Annotated in this window: 19 protein-coding genes; 6 read left to right on the plus strand and 13 right to left on the minus strand. The window is 67.4% G+C overall.

Translation table 11 applies throughout. From position 1 onward, the window contains the following. Positions 1-57 precede the first annotated feature (57 nt). The 7 genes from ACRARE_RS01835 to ACRARE_RS01865 form a co-directional block, all read right to left on the minus strand. Positions 58-1,212 carry an ABC transporter substrate-binding protein gene (locus ACRARE_RS01835; protein ID WP_432654701.1) on the minus strand — a complete coding sequence of 385 codons (1,155 nt, stop codon included), beginning with the start codon at positions 1,210-1,212 and terminating at the stop codon, positions 58-60. 134 nt (positions 1,213-1,346) lie between these two features. Further along, the gene (locus ACRARE_RS01840; RefSeq protein ID WP_432654702.1) at positions 1,347-2,246 is read right to left on the minus strand and encodes a hormone-sensitive lipase; all 900 of its coding nucleotides are present in this window, start codon (positions 2,244-2,246) and stop codon (positions 1,347-1,349) included. 75 nt (positions 2,247-2,321) lie between these two features. Next, on the minus strand, positions 2,322-4,184 hold the full coding sequence (gene mdoH / locus ACRARE_RS01845; RefSeq protein ID WP_432654703.1) for a glucans biosynthesis glucosyltransferase MdoH: 1,863 nt from the start codon (positions 4,182-4,184) through the stop codon (positions 2,322-2,324). Between the two features lie 5 nt (positions 4,185-4,189). Beyond that, positions 4,190-4,384: a hypothetical protein gene (locus ACRARE_RS01850; RefSeq protein ID WP_432654704.1), complete on the minus strand. Its 195-nt coding sequence runs from the start codon at positions 4,382-4,384 to the stop codon at positions 4,190-4,192. Further along, the gene (locus tag ACRARE_RS01855; RefSeq protein ID WP_432654705.1) at positions 4,381-6,045 is read right to left on the minus strand and encodes an OpgD/OpgG family glucan biosynthesis protein; all 1,665 of its coding nucleotides are present in this window, start codon (positions 6,043-6,045) and stop codon (positions 4,381-4,383) included. The genes ACRARE_RS01850 and ACRARE_RS01855 overlap by 4 nt, the downstream gene beginning before the upstream one ends. 458 nt (positions 6,046-6,503) lie before the next feature. After that, positions 6,504-7,889, minus strand: a complete 1,386-nt coding sequence (locus ACRARE_RS01860) for an aspartate aminotransferase family protein (RefSeq protein WP_432654706.1) — start codon at positions 7,887-7,889, stop codon at positions 6,504-6,506. A 347-nt stretch (positions 7,890-8,236) separates the two neighbouring features. Further along, positions 8,237-8,824, minus strand: a complete 588-nt coding sequence (locus tag ACRARE_RS01865; protein ID WP_432654707.1) for a DNA-3-methyladenine glycosylase I — start codon at positions 8,822-8,824, stop codon at positions 8,237-8,239. A 62-nt stretch (positions 8,825-8,886) separates the two neighbouring features. Here ACRARE_RS01865 and ACRARE_RS01870 point away from each other — a divergent pair, with 62 nt between their 5' ends. The 3 genes from ACRARE_RS01870 (at position 8,887) to phbB (ending at position 11,915) form a co-directional block, all read left to right on the plus strand. Beyond that, positions 8,887-9,702: an EAL domain-containing protein gene (locus tag ACRARE_RS01870; RefSeq protein ID WP_432654708.1), complete on the plus strand. Its 816-nt coding sequence runs from the start codon at positions 8,887-8,889 to the stop codon at positions 9,700-9,702. Between the two features lie 130 nt (positions 9,703-9,832). After that, positions 9,833-11,008, plus strand: coding sequence for an acetyl-CoA C-acetyltransferase (locus ACRARE_RS01875; RefSeq protein WP_432654709.1), 1,176 nt, complete (start codon positions 9,833-9,835; stop codon positions 11,006-11,008). Positions 11,009-11,192: 184 nt separating this feature from the next. Next, on the plus strand, positions 11,193-11,915 hold the full coding sequence (phbB, locus tag ACRARE_RS01880; RefSeq protein WP_432654710.1) for an acetoacetyl-CoA reductase: 723 nt from the start codon (positions 11,193-11,195) through the stop codon (positions 11,913-11,915). Positions 11,916-12,362: 447 nt separating this feature from the next. On the opposite strand, the gene ACRARE_RS01885 is transcribed toward phbB, so the two are convergent. The 3 genes from ACRARE_RS01885 to ACRARE_RS01895 all read right to left on the minus strand — a co-directional run bounded on the left by ACRARE_RS01885 (position 12,363) and on the right by ACRARE_RS01895 (position 13,716). Beyond that, the gene (locus ACRARE_RS01885) at positions 12,363-12,533 is read right to left on the minus strand and encodes a YdcH family protein (protein WP_432654711.1); all 171 of its coding nucleotides are present in this window, start codon (positions 12,531-12,533) and stop codon (positions 12,363-12,365) included. Positions 12,534-12,688: 155 nt separating this feature from the next. Beyond that, complete coding sequence (locus ACRARE_RS01890) at positions 12,689-13,450, minus strand: tRNA1(Val) (adenine(37)-N6)-methyltransferase (RefSeq protein WP_432655050.1); 762 nt, start codon at positions 13,448-13,450, stop codon at positions 12,689-12,691. Between the two features lie 50 nt (positions 13,451-13,500). Then, positions 13,501-13,716, minus strand: a complete 216-nt coding sequence (locus ACRARE_RS01895) for a putative signal transducing protein (RefSeq protein WP_432654712.1) — start codon at positions 13,714-13,716, stop codon at positions 13,501-13,503. Positions 13,717-13,847: 131 nt separating this feature from the next. Between ACRARE_RS01895 and ACRARE_RS01900 the strand changes: the two genes are divergently transcribed. Then, positions 13,848-14,828, plus strand: coding sequence for a polyprenyl synthetase family protein (locus ACRARE_RS01900; RefSeq protein WP_432655051.1), 981 nt, complete (start codon positions 13,848-13,850; stop codon positions 14,826-14,828). Positions 14,829-14,931: 103 nt separating this feature from the next. Here the strand turns inward: ACRARE_RS01900 and ACRARE_RS01905 are convergent, their stop codons facing one another. From ACRARE_RS01905 to ACRARE_RS01915, 3 genes are all read right to left on the minus strand, one after another. Further along, positions 14,932-15,960 carry a hypothetical protein gene (locus tag ACRARE_RS01905; RefSeq protein WP_432654713.1) on the minus strand — a complete coding sequence of 343 codons (1,029 nt, stop codon included), beginning with the start codon at positions 15,958-15,960 and terminating at the stop codon, positions 14,932-14,934. A gap of 52 nt (positions 15,961-16,012) precedes the next feature. Further along, positions 16,013-16,483, minus strand: coding sequence for a transcription elongation factor GreA (gene greA / locus ACRARE_RS01910; RefSeq protein WP_432654714.1), 471 nt, complete (start codon positions 16,481-16,483; stop codon positions 16,013-16,015). Between the two features lie 128 nt (positions 16,484-16,611). Then, positions 16,612-17,010: a VOC family protein gene (locus tag ACRARE_RS01915; protein WP_432654715.1), complete on the minus strand. Its 399-nt coding sequence runs from the start codon at positions 17,008-17,010 to the stop codon at positions 16,612-16,614. A 121-nt stretch (positions 17,011-17,131) separates the two neighbouring features. Here ACRARE_RS01915 and soxR point away from each other — a divergent pair, with 121 nt between their 5' ends. Beyond that, on the plus strand, positions 17,132-17,647 hold the full coding sequence (soxR, locus tag ACRARE_RS01920) for a redox-sensitive transcriptional activator SoxR (protein ID WP_432654716.1): 516 nt from the start codon (positions 17,132-17,134) through the stop codon (positions 17,645-17,647). 115 nt (positions 17,648-17,762) lie between these two features. Next, positions 17,763-19,406, plus strand: a complete 1,644-nt coding sequence (locus tag ACRARE_RS01925) for an electron transfer flavoprotein-ubiquinone oxidoreductase (protein WP_432654717.1) — start codon at positions 17,763-17,765, stop codon at positions 19,404-19,406. Positions 19,407-19,460: the final 54 nt, after the last annotated feature.

The raw sequence follows: 19,460 nt of genomic DNA on the forward strand, positions 1-19,460 counted from the left end.
TCCGGCCACGAAAAGGGGCCGGGCGAACCCGACCCCATCAGCCCCGTCAGGGCCGTCTTACATCTTGCACTGGTCGACGTAGCTGTCGGCGTAGTCTTCCCAGACCGTCTCGATGATCTGGGTGGCATATTTGCCATCTTCGCGCTGCACCGCCTCGGCCAGATAGAAGTTCTGCACCGGGAAGTGGTTGGAAGAGAAGCTGAACTTGCCACGCACCGAGGGGAAATCGGCCTCTTCCAGGGCCGCGCGCAGGGCGTCCATGTCATCCAGCGCGCCCACCTTCTTGACCGCGCTGTCGATCAGCATCATCGCGTCATAGCCACCGGCGGCGTAAAGGGCGGGGACGTAGTCGTACTTGGCTTCAAACGCCTCGACGAAGGCCAGGCTTTCCGGCACGTCCAGCGAGGGCGACCAGTTGGTGCCCGACAGCATCCCCAGGGCCGCGTCCTGTTCGGCGGGCAGCGTGGTTTCATCCACCGTGAAGGCGGTCATCAGCGGGATGCTTTTCAGGCCCGCCTGATCGTATTGCTTGACGAAGTTGACCCCCATGCCGCCCGGCAGGAAGGCATAGACCGCCGAGGGCTGCATGGCGGCGATCTGCGCCAGTTCGGCAGAGTAGTCCAGCTGACCCAGCTGCACGTAAAGCTCGGAGGTGACGGCGCCCTCGAAGACCGACTTGAAGCCGTTCAGGCTGTCTTTCCCGGCCTGGTAGTTGGGCGCCAGGATGAAGGCATCGCCGATGCCCTCGTCGTTCATGTGCTTGGCAATCACCGTGGGCATCTGGTCGTTCTGATAGGCCACGACGAAGAGGTTCGGATCGCAGCCCTCACCGGCGAAGACCGAGGGCCCGGCATTGGGGCTGAGCAGGAAGGCGCTTTCGGTGACCGGACCGGCGATGGCGCCCATGACGTTTGAAAAGATCGGACCGATGACGAAATCGACGCCGTCGCGTTCCACCAGCTCCCGCGCCTTCTGGGCGGCCACATCGGGCTTGCCCTCGGCGTCGACCACCAGGATCTCGGTCTCCATGCCGCCGACCATGCCCAGTTGCTCGGCCGCCAGCAGGGCGCCGTCGCGGGCATGTTCGCCCAGCACTGCGGGCGGGCCAGAGGTGGTGGTCAGGATGCCGATCTTCAGGGTTTCTGCGGCGCCCATGGTGGGGGCCATGGCGGCGGACAGCATCAGGGCTGCGGCCAGCTTGGTGCGGGTCATTCTCACTCTCCCATTGGCGGGGCTCTGGCCCCTGTCGCGGGGTGGATCCCCGCTGTCGGGGACGATCAAACCGGGCCGGGCGCGCCAGTGCAAGGGAAAAGGCGGGCCCGGACGGCCCGCCCGGGCGGCGGGGCTCAGTCGCGGCCCAGAAAGGCCTCGCCAAGGGGCGATCCGGGCACGAACAACCCGTCGACCACGTCGAAATGATGCCGCTCGTTCTCGATCACCCGGCGCAGGCGGGCCACGCGGCCCTGCCAGGCCTCGGCCATCAGGGCGGTCTGGCGGATCAGCTCCGGGCGTTCCTCGGCGCCGACCCACAGCACGATCTGGCTGCCCGCACGGGGCGCCAGCAGGGCGGGGCTTTCGGCGCGGGCCTCGGCGGCGTCGATGCCCAGTGTGGCGTTCATCGGCGCGCGGCGCAGCGGGCGCAGGTCATGCAGCCCCGAGATCGACACCACCCGCGCCACCCGCCGCGCCACGGCGGTGGACATCGGCGCATCGGCGCAGGCCAGGCGCAGGGCCAGGTGGCCGCCTGCCGAATGGCCCGCGATGCGGATCGGCCCGGCCACCCGGGCTGCGGCCGCCTCGACCGCGCGGGCAGTGGCGCGCACCATCTCGCCCAGACGCGCCTCGGGCGCCAAGGGGTAGGAGGGGATCGCCATGGCCCAGCCAGCAGCCAGCGCGCCCGCCGCCATATGCGACCAGTCGTCCTTCGACAGCTTGTGCCAGTAGCCCCCATGCAGGAACACCGCCAGGCCGCGCGGCGTACCCGTGGGCCAGTAGAGATCCATCACCTCGCGCGGGCCCGGGCCATAGGCCACGTCGAACTCGGCGTTGGAGGCCGACTCGCGGAAGGCGCGGGCCTCGTCGCTGCCATTTTTCAGGATTTCGGCCGCATTGGGCACATGGCGGAAATTGTCGAAGGCGTCGGCCCAGTCGATTCCCGTCTCGGGGGCCGGATCCGCCCCGCCCAGGGTGGCATTTTCACCAATACTTTCAACACTTTTCACCGCTGCGCGCTGCTCGCTCGCCATGCCTGCCGTCCTCTGTCACTGGGATCTTTGGGACAAAGTGCCGGGCCGCCACGGGGAAGTAAACCGGGCCGCCGGTCAGCCCGGCTGCCCGGCGGCCTGTGCGGCGGACCCGGTGGGCGCGACAGGCGCCATCGCCGGGGCTGTGGCCGTGGCAGGCGCGGCGCACCAGCGGGCGTGGATCTCGCGCCAGCGGGTGATCACCGGGGCGGGGGCGGCCTCTTCCGGGCTGGCGAACAGCCAGTGATCCAGTGGCAGCGCGCTGGCCCAGATCAGCAGCGGCGCCAGCAGCATCGGCCCGCCCACGGGCAGCAACCACAGGGTCAGCTCTGGCGCCACCCAGGCCACCAGGCCCAGACCCAGGGCGCCCAGGGCGCTGATCCAGGCGCCCGCGCCCAGGCTTTCGCCGAAGCTCAGCCGCCCTTCGCCGCGCTGGTTGGCGGGCCAGCCGCCATCGGCGCCCGACAGCACCTGAAGCACGGCGCGGGTCTGATAGGCCAGGTGCAGCGGCGCCAGCAGCGAGGACAGCAGCAGTTCGGCCAGCATCGAGGGCGCGGCGCGCCAACCGCCAAAGCCGCGATTGGCCCGGCCCGAGATCAGCGCGCCCCCCAGGATCGCCAGTTTCGGCAGTACCAGAAGGCCCAGCACCCCGATCCCCAGGGCGACGATCTGGCGGGTGCGGTCATCGGGGAAGACCGGGAACAGCTGGTGCGCCTCGGGGAAGTAATCGGGCAGCGGCGCCCAGATCGCCGCGGCGATCGAGGCCAGCAGGAACAGGCCCCAGACCAGAGAGACCAGGTAGCTGAAGATCCCTTGCAGGAAGGTGAAACGCGACCAGGGATGCAGCCCCGGCGCAGTCAGCAGGCGGATATGTTGCAGGTTGCCCTGGCACCAGCGCCGGTCGCGCCGGGCGAAAGACAGGATATTGTCCGGCCCCTCCTCGAACGACCCGGCGATGGTCTCATCCAGGGTCACGCGCCATCCGGCACGGGCCAGAAGGGCGGCCTCGACATAGTCATGGCTCAGGATCGGGCCGCCGAAGGGCGGTTTGCCCGCGAGCGGCGGCAGGGCGCAGCTTTCGGCGAAGGCACGGATGCGGATCATCGCGTTATGGCCCCAGAAGGGGCCGGTGCGCCCCTGCATCCGCGCCAGCCCGCGCGAGAAGACCGGCGAGAAGAAGGCGGCCGAGAATTGCAGCGCGCGACCAAAGGCCGACCGCGCCGAATGCAGATGCGGCAGGGTCTGCAACAGACCCAGATCGGGCTCGGCGCGCATTCTCTCCAGCATCCGGGCCACGGCGGCGCCTTCCATCAGGCTGTCGGCATCCAGCACCAGAGCATAGTCCCAGGCGCCACCCGAGGCGCGGATGAAATCCTCGACATTGCCTGCCTTGCGGCCCCGGTTGTCGCTGCGGCGGCGGTAGAAGATGCGCCCCGCGCCGCCGGTCTCGGCCAGAAGGCGCGCGAAGGCGTCGCGCTCGGCCCGGGCGGCGTCTTCGTCGCGGGTGTCCGACAGGACGGCGAAATCCGCCGCCACCCCGGCATCGGCCAGCGAGGCATCCATGGCCGCGATACGGGCGAAGGTGGCCACCGGATCCTCGTTGCAGATCGGCACCAGGGCCACCAGCTCGCGCGGCGCCCCCCGGGCCGCCAGGCCCTCCTCTGCCCCGGCGGGAGCCTCTGCGGGCGCGGCGCGGCGCCGGGGCGCCAGGCCGACCAGCGCCTGGGCCGCCCCCCAGGCCAGCCAGGCGGTGGTGACGCAGACCAGCACCGAGCGCAGCAGGTCCAGCCAGCCGAAACCGTCGGCCAGCGCCGCATCGGCCATGAAGCCGGTCGCGGTCAGCGCCATCATGGCGGCAAAGACCAGCGCGCCCACACGTGTGGTTCGGGTGGCGGCAAGCGAAGGATCCCGGCGGCCGGGCACGGCGGCAGGCTGGCGCATGGCGATCAGACCGAGGACAGCGGCGCGAACAGACGGGCCAGCAGACCCGCCCCCTGCCCCTCGGCACGCGGTGCGGCCTCCAGCACCTGGCGCGGCATGGCCAGCGGCGCCTCGGGCGGGGCCCAATGCGGCCCCTCGACGGCTTCGAACATCTCGCCCGGGCGGGTCATGCGGGCGCGGGTAATATCTTCCTCGATCATGCGTCTCTCATCCATTGATAGGCCCAGCGTTCGCTCAGCTGCCGGCCATAGCCCTTGAGATGGGCCATCAGTTCCACGATGCCGTCGCCTTCGGTCGTCACCTCGACCACCAGGCGCCAGATCTGCGTGCCCTCGACCTGCGACAGCACCACCTCGTGCAGGCTGCCGCCGCTGGCGGTCACGACAGGGGAAACCTCTGCCGCGCCAGAGAGTTCCCGCAGCAGGCCGCCTTCGAAGTCGATGACGAATTTCCGGCGATCTTCCGCCGGTGCATCCCCCGCCACGCCGCCATGACCGGCAAGGCTTCGCGCAACCCGGGCCAGCTGCGGCGGCGCCGTCTCGCCCGGACCGATGCCCCATTCCATGCCATAGGCCAGGTGCAGCCCCTCGCCCGGCGCGGGTTTCGCCCCGGGCACCCAGAAGGCGACGATATTGTCATTGGTCTCGCGCTCGGTCGGGATCTCGACCAGGCGCAGCCGCCCCGGCCCCCAGTCGCCGCGCGGATAGATCATCAGCGAGGGCCGCAGGTCATAGCGCGCGCCCGCGTCGAGATAGCCGTCGAAGCCGCGCGCCCGCTGCACCAGGCCGAAGGCCCGGGGGTTGTTGGCTTCGAAATAGGAATTGGCCAGGCGGCCCGGGTTCTTCAACGGCCGCCAGATGCGCTGGTCGCCCACCTCCAGCACCAGGCCCTCGCTGTCATGGACGGCGGGGCGGTAGTCGTCGAAATCGCCCTGATCGACCGCGCCGTAAAGGAACATCGAGGTCAGCGGCGCCAGGCCCAGCTGTTCGACCTCGCGGCGCGGGAAGAGGTGGCAATCCACCTCCATCCGGGTGGGATCGCCGGGGGTGATGACGAAGCGGTAGGCGCCGGTCACGCTGTCGCTGTCCAGCGCGGCGTAGACCGTGACGCTGGTGGCGCCCGCCGCCGGGCGTTCCAGCCAGAAGCTTTCGAAGCGGGGGAACTCTTCGCCCGGGGCGAGGCCGGTGTTCACCGCCAGGCCGCGCGCCGACAGGCCGTAGCGGCAGCCCTGGCCCAGGGCGCGGAAGTAGGAGGCGCCGAGGAAGGCCACCACCTCGTCAAAAAGATCGGCGCGGTTCAGCGGCGCGGTCAGCCGGAAGCCCGCCACGCCGGGCATCTCGCGATGCGCGGGCACCTCGACCCCCAGGGGCTGGTGATAGATGAAATCGTCGGTGGAAAAGCCCATGGGCCGGGCCTGGCCATCGGCCAGTTCGTACAGCGCCACCGGCGCGTCGAAAAGCCAGCCCAGGTGGAAGGCATGGACCCGGAACAACCCGCCGTCGTTCCAGCGCGCCCGCTTGGGGTCGTACTGGATGCGCTGATAGCCATCGTAGTTGAGCCCGGTAAAGAAGCCCTCGGCGGCGACAGGCGCGCTGCGCTCTTGCCCGGCGCGCTGGCGCATCGTCTCGATCAGCGCCTCATAGCTGAAGGGCTGGGCGGCGTCGGGGGTGGGCGCCGAGGCGGTATCGGTGGCGGCGGTGTCCTGGGCGCGGGCCTGGGGCAGACCGGCGGCGACCAGGGCGGTGCTGCCCGCCAGAAGGCCAAGGACGCGACGGCGCCCGGGCGTGGGCCAGGCGGCGCGCGCGCGAGGAGAAGAGGAAGCGCCCGCCGCGCGGCGGGCCGTCAAAGTGGTCGGCAGCATGAAGCATCCCTTGATGAAACCATTGTCCCGGAAGAGACCCCGGAAACATCCCCTCCCGAGCGGCGAAGACAATCCCGGCCCCGATCCGCGGCGACAGTTCGCCGGACCGGTCGTTTGGCAACGCAGCAAAGCCGCCGATGGTTCAATGGCAATTCTCAGAGCGCCTGATTTTTCTGGGCCGAACGGGATTAACCGTGCCACAGCGGGAAGTTACGGCTCGGCAGATTACAGCCAATGCCCCTGCCCGCGCCAGATGAGTCGCGCGGAAGCCGCCCCGGCATGGGCGGAAAGACGCCGGTCCGTGCCGCGCCGCGGCACGAACGGGGCGCCGATGCGCGCAAGGTTGCCCGCGTCCCGGCAAGGCGCCGCACATCGCGCGCCCTGCGACGAAAAGCGCGGGCCCCCGAAGGGACCCGCGCCAGGGTCGTCTCAACGATGCAGCAGAGCGGCCAGAGCGCTCAGACCAGCCCTTCGGCCTGGCACCATTCCAGTGTGCGATCCAGCGCCCGGCCCATGCGGGCGATGATCTCGGCCACGTCCGCTTCGGTCACGATCAGCGGCGGGCACAGCGCCATGGTGTCGCCCACCGAGCGGCTGATCAGCCCTTCCTCGGCGGCGAAATCGGCACATTTGGCGCCCACCTTCTTCTTCGGATCGAAGGCCGAGGCGGCGGTCTTGGCCGCCACCAGCTCGATCCCCGCGATCAGGCCGGTACCGCGCACCTCGCCCACCAGCGGGTGATCGGCGAAGGCTGCACGCAACCCGCCCTGGAAGGCCTCTTCCAGCGCTGCGGCATTGGCGACCAGGCCGCGTTCCTCGATGATCTTCAGGTTCTCCAGCCCCACGGCGGTGGCCACCGGGTGGCCCGAGCCGGTGAAGCCATGGCCGAAGGTGCCCAGCTTGGCGGTATTGTCGGCGATGGCGTTGTAGACGGCATCCGACACCATGATGGCGGCAAGCGGCATGTAGGACGAGCTGATCTGTTTCGACAGCACCAGGATATCCGGCTGGAAGCCGTATTTCTCGCAGGCAAAGGTGGTGCCGCAGCGGCCAAAGCCGCAGATCACCTCATCGGCGACCAGCAGGATGTCATTGGCCTTGCAGATGGCCGCGACCCCTTCCCAGTAGCCCTCGGGCGGCACCATGACGCCGCCTGCGCCCATCACCGGCTCGCCGATGAAGGCGGCGATCGTGTCGGCGCCCTCGGCGGCAATGGTATCTTCCAGCTCTTTCAGCAGGCGGGCGCAGAAGGCGGCCTCATCCTCGCCCTCGTTGGCAAAGCGCCAGTGGTGCGGGGTGGTGAGATGGGTGACGGGGATGGCGGGCAGGTCGAAATCGCCATGGTTGGCGGGCAGGCCGGTCAGCGAGCCCGAGGCCACGGTGATCCCGTGATAGCCCTTGTTGCGGGCCAGGAACTTTTTCTTGCCCGGCCGGCCCAGGGCGTTGTTCAGGAACCAGACCATCTTGACCACGGTGTCATTGGCCTCGGAGCCCGAGTTGGTGAAGAAGCAATGGTTCAGATCGCCCGGGGTCATCTCGGCCAGTTTCTCGGCCAGGCGGATCGAGGGCTCATGCGCCTTGTGGGCGAAGGTGTGGTAATAGGGCAGCTGCTCCATCTGGCGCATCGCCGCCTCTTTCAGGCGCGGCTCGGAGAAGCCCACGGCGACGGACCACAGCCCCGCCATGCCCTCGATATATTCCTTGCCCTTGTCGTCGAAGACGCGGATGCCCTCGCCACGCGCAATGACCATCGGCCCCTGCTCTTCATGGGCGCGCATGTTGGTGTAGGGATGCATGGAATGGGCGATATCGGCCGCGACCAGCGAGTTGGAGATCTCGTTCATGGGGCTGTTCCTGTTGGCGTTAGGGCAAGGGATGACGCGGGCAGAGGGCAGCAGAGGTCCGGCGCCCGCGGGAAGATTTGCTCATTATATTGAGCAAGAGAGGACTTGAGAAGCCCCTTTCCCCTTCGTCGGTCCTGACCCCCGGGGAACGGGGGCTCTGCCCCCCTTGAGCCCTGGCGGGCTCAATTCCCCCCGGGATATTTCTGGCAATGAGAAAGGAGGGGCGATGCACGACAAAGCCCCGGCCGCGCGCCTCGGGGCCAAAGTCCGCCAAGGGGGCGCGCGGCCAGACGTCTCGTTTGCCGGAAGTTTCCTCAAGCGGCTTGCCCGGCCGTCAGGCCGGTCTCCTACCCTGCCTTCAGCGCCGCCACCCGGTCATGGCAGTGACAGCCGGTCAGGTGATCGTTGACCAGGCCGCAGGCCTCCATGAAGGCATAGACGATGGTCGGGCCCACGAAGCGGAAGCCGGCGCGTTTCAGATCCTTGGAGACCTGCTCCGAGAGCGGCGTCGCCGGGGGCACCTGGGCCTGGGTGGTAAAGCGGGGTTGCAGGGCCACCCCATCGACATAGCGCCACAGGAACTGGTCGAAGCCCTCGCGGGCCTCGATCTCGGCCCAGGCGCGGGCATTGCGGATGGTGGCCTCGATCTTGCCGCGGTGGCGGATGATGCCCGCGTCGCCCAGCAGAGCCTGCACCTCGGCCTCGCCCCAGCCGGCGATCACATGGGGGTCGAAGCCCTGGAAGGCGGCGCGGAAATTCTCGCGTTTCTTCAGGATGGTGATCCAGCTGAGCCCGGCCTGGAAGCCGTCCAGCACCAGCTTTTCCCACAGGGCGCGGCTGTCGCGTTCGGGCACGCCCCATTCCTCGTCGTGATAGGCCTGGTAGATCGGCTCTGCCCCGACCCAATCGCAGCGTCTTGGCGCCTGATCCTGCATTGGCTTAACCCCCTGTTGATCTCTGGGCTGGTATGACCCGCGTGGTCAGGAGGCATCAAGTGATGGCGGGATTCAAGTCGAACTGGACAGAGGTTCCCCAGGGGTGGGAGGACCCGCTGAATTACGCCGTGACCACGCGCGATGCCGATCTGCTGGAAACCATCGCCCGCGCGGTCGAGGCGCGCGAGGTGGCCCTGGCCTATCAGCCGATCCTGCGCGCCGAGACCGGGCAGGTGGCCTTCTACGAGGGGTTTCTACGGGTCTTCGACGGCACCGGTCGGATCATCCCGGCGCGGGAGTTCATCGGCCATACCGAGGGGATCGAGCTGGGCCGCATCCTGGATTGCCTATCGCTGGAGATCGGGCTGGCGGCGCTGAAGGATACCCCCGGCCTGCGCCTGTCGGTGAACATGTCGGCCCGCTCTATCGGCTATCCCAACTGGATGCTGACCCTGCAACGGGGCCTTCAGGCCGACCCCACCGTGGGCGAACGGCTGATCCTGGAGATCAGCGAGCGCTCGGCCATGCATGTGCCGGAACTGGTCACCTATTTCATGCGCGACCTTCAGGCGCGGGGCGTCTCTTTCGCGCTGGACGATTTCGGCTCGGGCTATACCTCCTTCCGCTATCTGAAGGACTTCTATTTCGACATCCTGAAGATCGACGACAGCTTCTCGCGCGGGATCGCCGAGAACCCCGACAACCAGGTGCTGGTGAAGGCCCTGCTGGTGATCGCCCATCAGCTGGACATGTTCACCGTCGCCGAGGGGGTCGAGCGCGAAGAGGATGCCAACTGGATGGCCGAGAACGGGGTGGAGTACCTGCAAGGGTTCTATTTCGCCGCCCCCACCCTCTACCCCTCTTGGGCCAAGGGTTAGGTCCGCCCCGGCGCCCGCCCGCCTGCGGCGTCGCTGCGCCGCAGTATCCACCATTGAGACGGGGCCACGGATGTTCTATCCACAGGGCAGGGCCTTGGGTTCGCCTCGGCTCATCAGGTGGAGGACCTACATGACCAATGTCGTAATCGTATCCGCGGCCCGCACGCCCGTCGGATCCTTCCTCGGTTCGTTTGCAACCACGCCCGCCCATGACCTGGGCGCCGCCGTGCTGAGCGAGATCGTCGCCCGCGCCGGCATCGACAAATCCGAAGTTTCCGAGACCATCCTGGGCCAGGTCCTGACCGCTGGCCAGGGGCAGAACCCCGCCCGCCAGGCCCATATCAACGCCGGCCTGCCGATCGAATCGGCCGCCTGGGGCATCAACCAGGTCTGCGGCTCGGGCCTGCGCACCGTCGCCCTGGCCGCACAGCATGTGATGCTGGGCGATGCCGCCATCGTCGCCGCCGGGGGCCAGGAAAACATGTCCCTCGCCCCCCATGTGGCGCATCTGCGCGCCGGTCATAAGATGGGCGACGTCTCTTACATCGACTCGATGATCAAGGACGGGTTGTGGGACGCCTTCAACGGCTACCACATGGGCCAGACCGCCGAGAACGTGGCCAACCAGTGGCAGATCAGCCGCGACCAGCAGGACGAATTTGCCGTCGCCTCGCAGAACAAGGCCGAGGCCGCCCAGGCCGCAGGCAAGTTCAAGGACGAGATCGTTCCCTTCACCGTCAAGACCCGCAAGGGCGAGATCGTGGTCGACCAGGATGAATACATCCGCCATGGCGCCACCATCGAGGCGATGCAGAAGCTGCGCCCCGCCTTCACCAAGGACGGCTCGGTCACCGCGGCCAATGCCTCGGGGATCAACGACGGCGCCGCCGCCGTGCTGCTGATGTCCGCCGAAGAGGCCGAAAAGCGCGGGCTGGAGCCGCTGGCGCGCATCGCCTCCTATGCCACCGCCGGTCTGGATCCGTCGATCATGGGCGTCGGCCCGATCTACGCCTCGCGCAAGGCGCTGGACAAGGCGGGCTGGTCCGCCTCGGACCTGGATCTGGTCGAGGCAAACGAGGCCTTCGCCGCCCAGGCCTGCGCGGTGAACAAGGACATGGGCTGGGATCCCTCGATCGTGAACGTGAACGGCGGCGCCATCGCCATCGGTCACCCGATCGGCGCCTCGGGCTGCCGGATCCTGAACACGCTGCTCTTCGAGATGAAGCGGCGCGAGGCGAAGAAGGGCCTCGCCACGCTGTGTATCGGCGGCGGAATGGGCGTGGCCATGTGCCTGGAACGCCCCTGACCTGCGACAGAAAGGCGCCCCTCGGGGCGCCTTTCTTGCTACTGTCACATCGGCACGCTCTTATACGTGAAACTACGTATCGGGCCGCGGCGCGGGGGAAATTTCGTGAAGAAATTTTATTGCGCCGAACGACCTCAGGGCGTAACACCATTACCGAGCGAATTTCATTGAGTGGGAGGATACCATGGCTCGTACAGCTCTCGTCACCGGCGGCACGCGCGGCATCGGCGCGGCAATTTCCAAGGCGCTGAAAGGCGCAGGCTACCAGGTGGCCGCGACCTTCGCCGGCAATGAGGCCGCCGCTGCCGCCTTCACCGAAGAGACCGGCATCCACACCTACAAGTGGAACGTGGCCTCCTACGAGGAAAGCAAGGCCGGGATCGAAAAGGTCGAGGCCGATCTGGGCCCGCTCGACGTGGTGGTGGCCAATGCCGGCATCACCCGCGACGCCCCCTTCCACAAGATGACGCCCGAGCAATGGTCCGAGGTGGTCAACACCAACCTGACCGGCGTCTTCAACACCGTGCACCCGGTCTGGCCGGGGATGCGCGAACGCAAGTTCGGCCGGGTCATCGTGATCTCGTCGATCAACGGCCAGAAGGGCCAGTTCGGCCAGGTGAACTATGCCGCCACCAAGGCGGGCGATCTGGGGATCGTCAAATCCCTGGCCCAGGAAGGCGCCCGTTTCGGCATTACCGCCAATGCGATCTGCCCGGGCTATATCGCCACCGAGATGGTGATGGCGGTGCCGGAAAAGGTGCGCGACCAGATCATCGCCCAGATCCCCACCGGCCGCCTGGGCGAGCCCGAGGAAATCGCCCGCTGCGTGCTGTTCCTGGCCGCCGATGACGCCACCTTCGTGAACGGCTCGACCATCACCGCAAACGGCGGTCAGTTCTTCGTCTGACCCCCGCACGCCTTGACAAGACAAAGGGTGCCGGTCCCCCCGGCGCCCTTTTGCCCGCCCGCCCATCGGCACCGCCCCCCTCTCCTCTACGTCGAAACACCCCAAGGGCAGAGCCCCGCCCCACCCCGCTCCCAAAGCTTCGCCCCTACACTCGGCCCCTGCCCGCGCCCCTCGCCGCAAGGCACCCTGCCCCCCCCCCTTTTCTCATTGCCAGAAATATCCCGGGGGGAATTGAGCCCGCCAGGGCTCAAGGGGGGCAGAGCCCCCTGCCCCCCTCTCCGTCGGGCGCGCGCATCGCGCGACCGCCCCGGCCCCGGGACAGAGCCAAAATGGAAGGGCGGCGAAGCCTGTCGCCTCGCCGCCCTGGATCTTGGGGGGAATTATCGGAAGTCTTGGGTCTTGCCCCGCCGCCAAGGCGTCGGGGGTCGTCGCACCCGGATCAGGCGCTTAATGCGCCGGGGCCAGGCGGGTGATTTCTTCCTTCAGGCGAAGCTTCTGCTTCTTCAGTGCGGTGATCTCGGACGACGAGACACCGGGCGACCGTTGGGCTTCATCCACGGCCGCCGAGAGGTTGGCATGTTTCTTCTTCAGTTCTTCAACGTGGGAAGACAGGCTCATTGGGGACACTCCTCTCTGTGGTTGAACACTCTCAGTGCAGCATATTTTTACAATTCTGTCACGCGACACCGTGAAGCATCCCTTCGAAGCCCTTAAACCGGCGTAAACAAGCGTATTTCGTGCGGGAAAGACGCAAATTGTCCGCATCTTTTCGCCTAGGGGGCGAAATCCAGCGCCCCGGCGGCGCGCATGATGCGACTCGCCTCTGCCGTGTAGTCGCTGCCCTGGTCGGAATGGATCTCACCCGCGTGCAGCAGCAGACCGGCGTGCAGACGGAAGGCCGCGCGCCCGCCCTTGCGCCCACGCAGCAGCACCAGCTGGCTTTCGCGCCCGGCGCGCGGCACCAGCGGCTTCAGTTCCAGCGACCCCAGCCGGTCGGCGAAGGCGGCCATCAGCTCGGGCAGGCGCTCGGCCCGGTGGATGAAGGTCACGCTGCCGCCGGGACGACAGCGTTTCGCCGCCGCCTCGACCCATAGCGCCAGCGGGGTTTCCTCGCCCAGGGCGCCTTCGCGGTCGTGGGCCCGGGCGGGCACCGAAGCGTCCCGGCGGAAATAGGGGGGATTGGCGATCACATGGTGGAACTGCGCCTGGCGCAGCGCCTCGGGCATGGCCGACAGATCGCCGCAATGCACCTGCATCTGGATCCCGTTCTCGCGGGCATTGCGCGCCGCCAGCGCCGCATAGGCGGGCTGGCGTTCCAGCCCCGCCAGGCGCAGCCCCGGCACCCGCGCGCCCGCGCAAAGCGCCGCCGTGCCCGCGCCACAGCCCAGATCCAGCAGGCTTTCGCCCGCCCGGGCAGGCACCGCGGCAGCCAGCAGCACAGGATCGGCCCCGGCGCGATAGCCCTTCACAGGCTGGCGCAGCACCAAGCGGCCGCCCAGGAACTTGTCGGCGCTCAGCGCCGCGTCGGGCCAGATCTGCGGCAGGTCCGGCGGCTGCGATGCGGCTCTCTCACCGTCACTCGCGCTCACGGGCTGACCGGCAGGCCGTTGTCGCGCAACACCCGGGCCGCCGCCTCGTAATCGCCGTCGCGCACCATCAACCGGCGCGGCAAAATCCCGAGAGAGCCATCCAGAACGCTCATGTTTACGTCCATTTCAAAGCAGTCTATATCCTCCCCCTGAAGCAGGGCCTGGGCGAATGCCACATGGGTGGGATCGGTGCTGCGCAGTAGCTCTCTCATGGGTCCAGCCCTACCGAACCGCTGCGCCGAATGCCAGTTCCTTAACGGGCCTTTCGTGACGGGCCTTTGACGGGCCAAGGCCCCATGGGGGGCCGTGAATAGACGGGAGTGCCTGGGTGAGCCAAGCCGAGATGAAACCCAATGACGCCCTGGCCGCCGCCCTGTCGGCAGAGCTGGACGCGGTGAACGCCCTCATCAAAGAGCGCATGGCGTCGAAACACGCCCCCCGCATCCCCGAGGTCACCGCCCATCTGATCGACGCGGGCGGCAAGCGCCTGCGCCCGATGCTGGTTCTGGCGGCGGCCAAGATGTGCGGCTACACCGGCCCCTTCCACATCCACCTGGCCACCACGGTGGAGTTCATCCACACCGCCACCCTGCTGCATGACGACGTGGTCGACGAAAGCCAGCAGCGCCGCGGGCGGCCCACGGCCAACCTGCTGTGGGACAACCAGTCTTCTGTGCTGGTCGGCGACTACCTCTTCGCCCGCGCCTTCCAGATGATGGTCGAGCCAGGCAACCTGCGCGTCCTCGACATCCTGTCCTCCTCGGCGGCGGTGATCACCGAGGGCGAGGTGCTGCAACTGTCGGTCTCCCAGGATCTGAAGACCACCGAAGAGACCTATCTGACCGTGGTACGCGGCAAGACCGCCGCCCTCTTCTCGGCGGCCACGCAATCCGGTGCGGTTCTGGCCGAGGCGCCGGAAGAGCAGATCGAGGCGCTTTATACCTATGGCGACGCCCTGGGCATCGCCTTCCAGATGGCCGATGACCTGCTGGATTACCTGGGCGACAGCGGCCAGACCGGCAAGAACGTCGGCGACGACTTCCGCGAACGCAAGATGACCCTGCCGGTGATCCGCGCCATCGCGGCGGCGGATGACGAGGAAATGGCCTTCTGGACCCGCACCATTGCCCGCGGCAAGCAGGTCGACGGCGACCTGGAGCAGGCCATGGCGCTGTTTGCCAAGCACGGCACCCTGGACAGCACCCGCCAGACGGCGCTGGACTGGTCGCAAAAGGCCCGCGACGCCCTGTCGGTGCTGCCGCAAAGCGATCTGCGCGACACGCTGTCGGATCTGGCGGCCTATGTGGTGGCGCGGCTGAACTGAACCGGGCGGCGGGGGCGACCCCCGCCCTACGACAGGACCGGAAACGTCAAAGGCGCGCCCCGATCACCGGGACGCGCCTTTTTCATGTCTCGCCCGAAAGGCCTCAGTCGAAGATGCCCGCGACCCGACCCAGCAGCATGAAGGCCCGCGCGGTACGGGTATCGGCCAGGTCCTGGATGTCCTGATCGCTGCCAGTCTTCTCGAATTCCACGAACATCTTGTCAAAGCGGCGCAGAAAGTGATGCGCGGCGTCGCGGAAGATCGGATCCTGTTTCATCCGCCCGGCGGCCAGCGCCAGCGAGCTACGGTCGCGGATCCCCCCCAGGGCGGCAATCTGGCGGCCCCGTTCCCCGGCGGCAAAGCGGCGCCAGATTTCCGAGCGCGCGGTGTCGGGGCGCAGGTCGTCCATGTAGATCCCGTCCTGGCTAAGCAGGGTCAGCACATCCTGCGCCGCCTGGATCAGCAGGGCCGTCTGCCGGTCCTTCAGCGCCTTGCGCAGGGCGGCAAAGCCCTCTTCGTCCTCGGCGGTCTCGGGGAAGTTCAGGGCGCGGACGAAATCGTCCTTCACCAGCGGCACCTGCGGTACCTCTGCGGGCGTGTCCAGCGGCAGCGGCGCCTGATCGGCATCCTGCGGCGCGGGCTGCGGCGCGGCCAGGGCGGGCTGCGTGCCGGGATCGGGCGGGGCCGAATGGTCGCGGATCGACGAAAAGGTCAGCAGCGCCGTTTCGGTCTTGCGCTGCGCCATGGCGATCTCGTCCAGCTTGCGGGCGATGGTGGCATCGCCCCCCTTCTGGTTCTGGCTGACATAGGCCTGGCGGATCGCGTCGATGGCGGTGCGCAGGCGCAGGCTTTCCTCGCGCATCACCCGGGCCGAGCGCGCGGCCATCGCCGCCACCCAGATCATCGCCACCGGCATCAACACGGCAAAGACCGTCAACACCAGCTGCAAGGCGCGCAGCCGTTCGCCGTCGCCCGCATCCGCATCGTAAAGAAAGATGAAATAGACCGCCGCACCCAGGGCCCAGGCCAGGCTGGCCAGCACGGCCACGGCCTCGGCCACCGACAGGCCCGGCCGGTACTTGCTGTCATAGGCGCCAACCAGGGTTGGCTTGCTCTTCTGGCTCTCGCTCATTCCCGCACCGCGCTTGCATCGGCGCGCGGGTCGGGCCCGCGCGCCCCTGCGATCATTGGTAAACGATCTTCAGCACTTCGTAAGATTTTTCCCCGCCGGGCGTGCGCACCTCGACGGAATCCCCTTCGTCCTTGCCGATCAGGGCCCGGGCAATGGGCGACTTGATGTTCAGCAGGCCCTTTTCGATATTGGCCTCCTGTTCGCCCACGATCTGCCAGGTCTTTTCCTCGTCGGTGTCCTCGTCCACCAGGGTGACGGTGGCGCCGAACTTGATGCTGCCCGACAGGCTCTTGGGGTCGATCACCTCGGCCAGGCCCAGCAGGCTTTCGATTTCCTTGATCCGGCCCTCGATGAAGCTCTGCTTTTCGCGCGCGGAATGGTATTCGGCGTTTTCCGAAAGGTCGCCGTGCTCGCGCGCCTCGGCGATGGCGCGGATGATCTCGGGGCGTTCCACGGATTTCAGCTGTTTCAACTCGGCTTCAAGCTGCTGGAAGCCGCTGCGGGTCATCGGTACTTTTTCCATTCGGCCCTCCATGGCACGGAGAAAGGGGCCTGCGAGGGCCCCTCTCTCTAATCTCGTCGGTCCGGCTACCTGACCCAATGCCACCGCCATTTGCAAGCAAATTGCGGGACATGGCGGCGCGATGCAGCCTAGTGCTGATGCGAGGCCACTTCCCATTCGATGCCGTCATTGTCCAGAAAGCTGAAGCGCCGCCCCGCCCCCGTGGCGCCCTGCCCCGTGGCCCGGTGGTTGAAGGGTTCGAAGCCCGCATTGGCCACCCGCGCCTCGACCGCCTCGATCGCCTCTTCGGTCAGGACCGACAGCTGGTTCAGCATTCCACGCGTCCGGTATCGCGCCGGGCGCGGCGCATTCGGCCCGCCGAAGGTGAAGAGTGCAATATAGCTGTCAGAGGTGCCCACATGAACCGTGCGACCCACCTCGATGCCCGATCCCCGCCACTGCACCTCCCAGCCGAAGACGTTGCACAGCCAGTGGGCCGTGGCGTCGGGGTCGTCGACGGTGATGTTGGCGTGCTGCAAGCGGATCATGTCCTTTGTCCTGTCTTTCTCTTGGTCTTTGTCTGGGTCTTGGCGGTGGCTCTGTCGGCGACTGAATTTCACCTTGGCCAATCCTGACAGCTAAAGTAAACTTCAGGGCAAGAGGAAAGAAATGCGCAAACCCAATGAGATACGGAGACCCGCCCGGCGTGACGGCCTGTCCATCGGCGCCATGGCCGCGCGCACCGGCCTGGCCGTCTCGGCGATCCGCTATTACGAGACCGAGGGGCTGATCGCCCCCTGGCGCAACGAGGCCGGGCAGCGCCGCTATGACCGGGCCGACATCCGCCGCCTGTCCTTCGTGCTGATCGCCCAGGGCCTGGGGGCCTCGATCGCCGAGATCCGCGCCCAGCTGGCCGCCCTGCCCCGGGGCCGCACCCCCACAGCCGCCGACTGGCGCCGCCTGTCGGCGCAGTACCGCGCCGACCTGGACCGGCGCATCGCCCAGCTGACCCGCCTGCGCGACGATCTGGACGGCTGCATCGGCTGCGGTTGCCTCTCGCTTGAGCGGTGCAGCCTTTACAACCCGGGCGACCGGGCCGCCCGCCTGGGCAGCGGGCCGCGGTATCTGCTGGGCGACAGCCCCGACGATACGGTCGAAAACGCGAGCGATAACAGTCCGTCCTGACGCATCGTTGCAATTGACCCTCCCCTGGGGAAAGGGCTAACGATGCGAAAGAATATTTCACAGTCCGGGTCAAACCCGGGCCCAATGCAAAGCCACGCCGACGGGGAAGCCAAAAATGTCCGAGACGCAACGCGAAACGATGGAATATGACGTGGTCATCGTCGGGGCCGGCCCCGCTGGCCTGTCCGCCGCCATCCGTCTGAAACAGCTCGACGCCGACCTCGAGGTCGTGGTTCTGGAAAAGGGCTCGGAAGTGGGTGCGCACATCCTGTCGGGCGCCGTTCTGGACCCCTGTGGCCTGAACGCGCTGATCCCTGACTGGAAGGAAAAGGGCGCGCCCCTGAACACCCCCGTCAAGGACGACAACTTCTACATGCTGGGCGAAGCGGGCCAGGTGCGCGTGCCCAACTTCCCCATGCCGCCGCTGATGAACAACCACGGCAACTACATCGTCTCGATGGGCAATGTCTGCCGCTGGATGGCGGAACAGGCCGAAGAGCTGGGGGTCGAGATCTTCCCCGGCATGGCCTGCTCGGAAATCGTCTATGACGGCGACGTGGTGAAGGGTGTCGTGGCGGGCGAGTTCGGCCGCAACCCCGACGGGACCGAGGGCCCGGGCTATGAGCCGGGGATGGAGCTGCACGGCAAATACGTCTTCATCTCGGAAGGGGTGCGCGGGTCGCTGGCGAAAGAGCTGATCAACAAATACGAGCTGTCGAAGGGCCATGAGCCGCAGAAGTTCGGCATCGGCATGAAAGAGATCTGGGAGATCGACCCGGCCAAGCACAAGGAGGGGTCGGTGACCCACACCATGGGCTGGCCGCTGAACGCCAACGCCGGCGGCGGGTCCTTCATCTACCACATCGAGAACAACCAGGTGTACATCGGCTTTGTGGTGCACCTGAACTACAAGAACCCCTACCTCTTCCCCTACATGGAATTCCAGCGCTTCAAGCACCATCCGATGGTGGCCGAGCTGCTGGAGGGCGGCAAGCGCGTCGCCTATGGCGCCCGTGCCATCTCCGAGGGGGGTTACCAGTCGATGCCGAAGATGACCGTGCCGGGCGCCGCCCTGCTGGGTTGCTCGGTCGGCATGGTCAACGTGCCGCGCATCAAGGGCAACCATAACGCCATGCTCTCGGGCAAGGCCGCGGCCGAGGCCGCCTTCGAGGCGCTGAAAGCGGGCCGTTCGGGCGATGAGCTGACGTCCTACGAGGACGAGGTGCGCAAAGGCGCCATCGGCAAGGATCTGAAGAAGGTCCGCAACGTGAAGCCGCTGTGGTCCAAATACGGCCTGACCGCCAGCCTGGCGCTTGGCGGGATGGACATGTGGACCAACACCCTGGGCTTCTCTCTGCTGGGCACGCTGAAGCACGGCAAGACCGATGCCGAGGCCACCGAAGAGGCCAGCAAGCACAAGCCGATCGACTATCCCAAGCCCGACGGCAAGATCAGCTTCGACCGGCTGACCAACGTCTCCTTCGCGGCCACCAACCACGAGGAAAGCCAGCCCTGCCACCTGAAGCTGGCCGACCCCGACCTGCCGATCCGGGAAAACCTGCCGAAATACGCGGGCCCCTCGGCGCGCTACTGCCCGGCGGGCGTCTACGAGTTCATCGGCGAGGGAGAGGACCTGCGATTCCAGGTCAACTTCCAGAACTGCGTGCACTGCAAGACCTGCGACATCAAGGATCCGGCCCAGAACATCAACTGGACCACGCCCCAGGGCGGCGACGGGCCGAACTATCCCAATATGTAAACTTTGTGCGAGATGTCTCGCCAAGCGGGGCGCCCATCGGGCGCCCCGCATTGC

It is taken from the genome of Pseudooceanicola aquaeponti, assembly GCF_050897975.1.
GTDB lineage: Bacteria > Pseudomonadota > Alphaproteobacteria > Rhodobacterales > Rhodobacteraceae > Pseudooceanicola.

Coding starts and splice junctions, on each gene's coding strand:
- ACRARE_RS01835 (WP_432654701.1), bottom strand. CDS start 1,212: ATGACCCGCACCAAGCTGGCCGCAGCCCTGATGCTGTCCGCCGCCATG.
- ACRARE_RS01840 (WP_432654702.1), bottom strand. CDS start 2,246: ATGGCGAGCGAGCAGCGCGCAGCGGTGAAAAGTGTTGAAAGTATTGGT.
- mdoH (WP_432654703.1), bottom strand. CDS start 4,184: ATGCGCCAGCCTGCCGCCGTGCCCGGCCGCCGGGATCCTTCGCTTGCC.
- ACRARE_RS01850 (WP_432654704.1), bottom strand. CDS start 4,384: ATGATCGAGGAAGATATTACCCGCGCCCGCATGACCCGCCCGGGCGAG.
- ACRARE_RS01855 (WP_432654705.1), bottom strand. CDS start 6,045: ATGCTGCCGACCACTTTGACGGCCCGCCGCGCGGCGGGCGCTTCCTCT.
- ACRARE_RS01860 (WP_432654706.1), bottom strand. CDS start 7,889: ATGAACGAGATCTCCAACTCGCTGGTCGCGGCCGATATCGCCCATTCC.
- ACRARE_RS01865 (WP_432654707.1), bottom strand. CDS start 8,824: ATGCAGGATCAGGCGCCAAGACGCTGCGATTGGGTCGGGGCAGAGCCG.
- ACRARE_RS01870 (WP_432654708.1), top strand. CDS start 8,887: ATGGCGGGATTCAAGTCGAACTGGACAGAGGTTCCCCAGGGGTGGGAG.
- ACRARE_RS01875 (WP_432654709.1), top strand. CDS start 9,833: ATGACCAATGTCGTAATCGTATCCGCGGCCCGCACGCCCGTCGGATCC.
- phbB (WP_432654710.1), top strand. CDS start 11,193: ATGGCTCGTACAGCTCTCGTCACCGGCGGCACGCGCGGCATCGGCGCG.
- ACRARE_RS01885 (WP_432654711.1), bottom strand. CDS start 12,533: ATGAGCCTGTCTTCCCACGTTGAAGAACTGAAGAAGAAACATGCCAAC.
- ACRARE_RS01895 (WP_432654712.1), bottom strand. CDS start 13,716: ATGAGAGAGCTACTGCGCAGCACCGATCCCACCCATGTGGCATTCGCC.
- ACRARE_RS01900 (WP_432655051.1), top strand. CDS start 13,848: ATGAAACCCAATGACGCCCTGGCCGCCGCCCTGTCGGCAGAGCTGGAC.
- ACRARE_RS01905 (WP_432654713.1), bottom strand. CDS start 15,960: ATGAGCGAGAGCCAGAAGAGCAAGCCAACCCTGGTTGGCGCCTATGAC.
- greA (WP_432654714.1), bottom strand. CDS start 16,483: ATGGAAAAAGTACCGATGACCCGCAGCGGCTTCCAGCAGCTTGAAGCC.
- ACRARE_RS01915 (WP_432654715.1), bottom strand. CDS start 17,010: ATGATCCGCTTGCAGCACGCCAACATCACCGTCGACGACCCCGACGCC.
- soxR (WP_432654716.1), top strand. CDS start 17,132: ATGCGCAAACCCAATGAGATACGGAGACCCGCCCGGCGTGACGGCCTG.
- ACRARE_RS01925 (WP_432654717.1), top strand. CDS start 17,763: ATGTCCGAGACGCAACGCGAAACGATGGAATATGACGTGGTCATCGTC.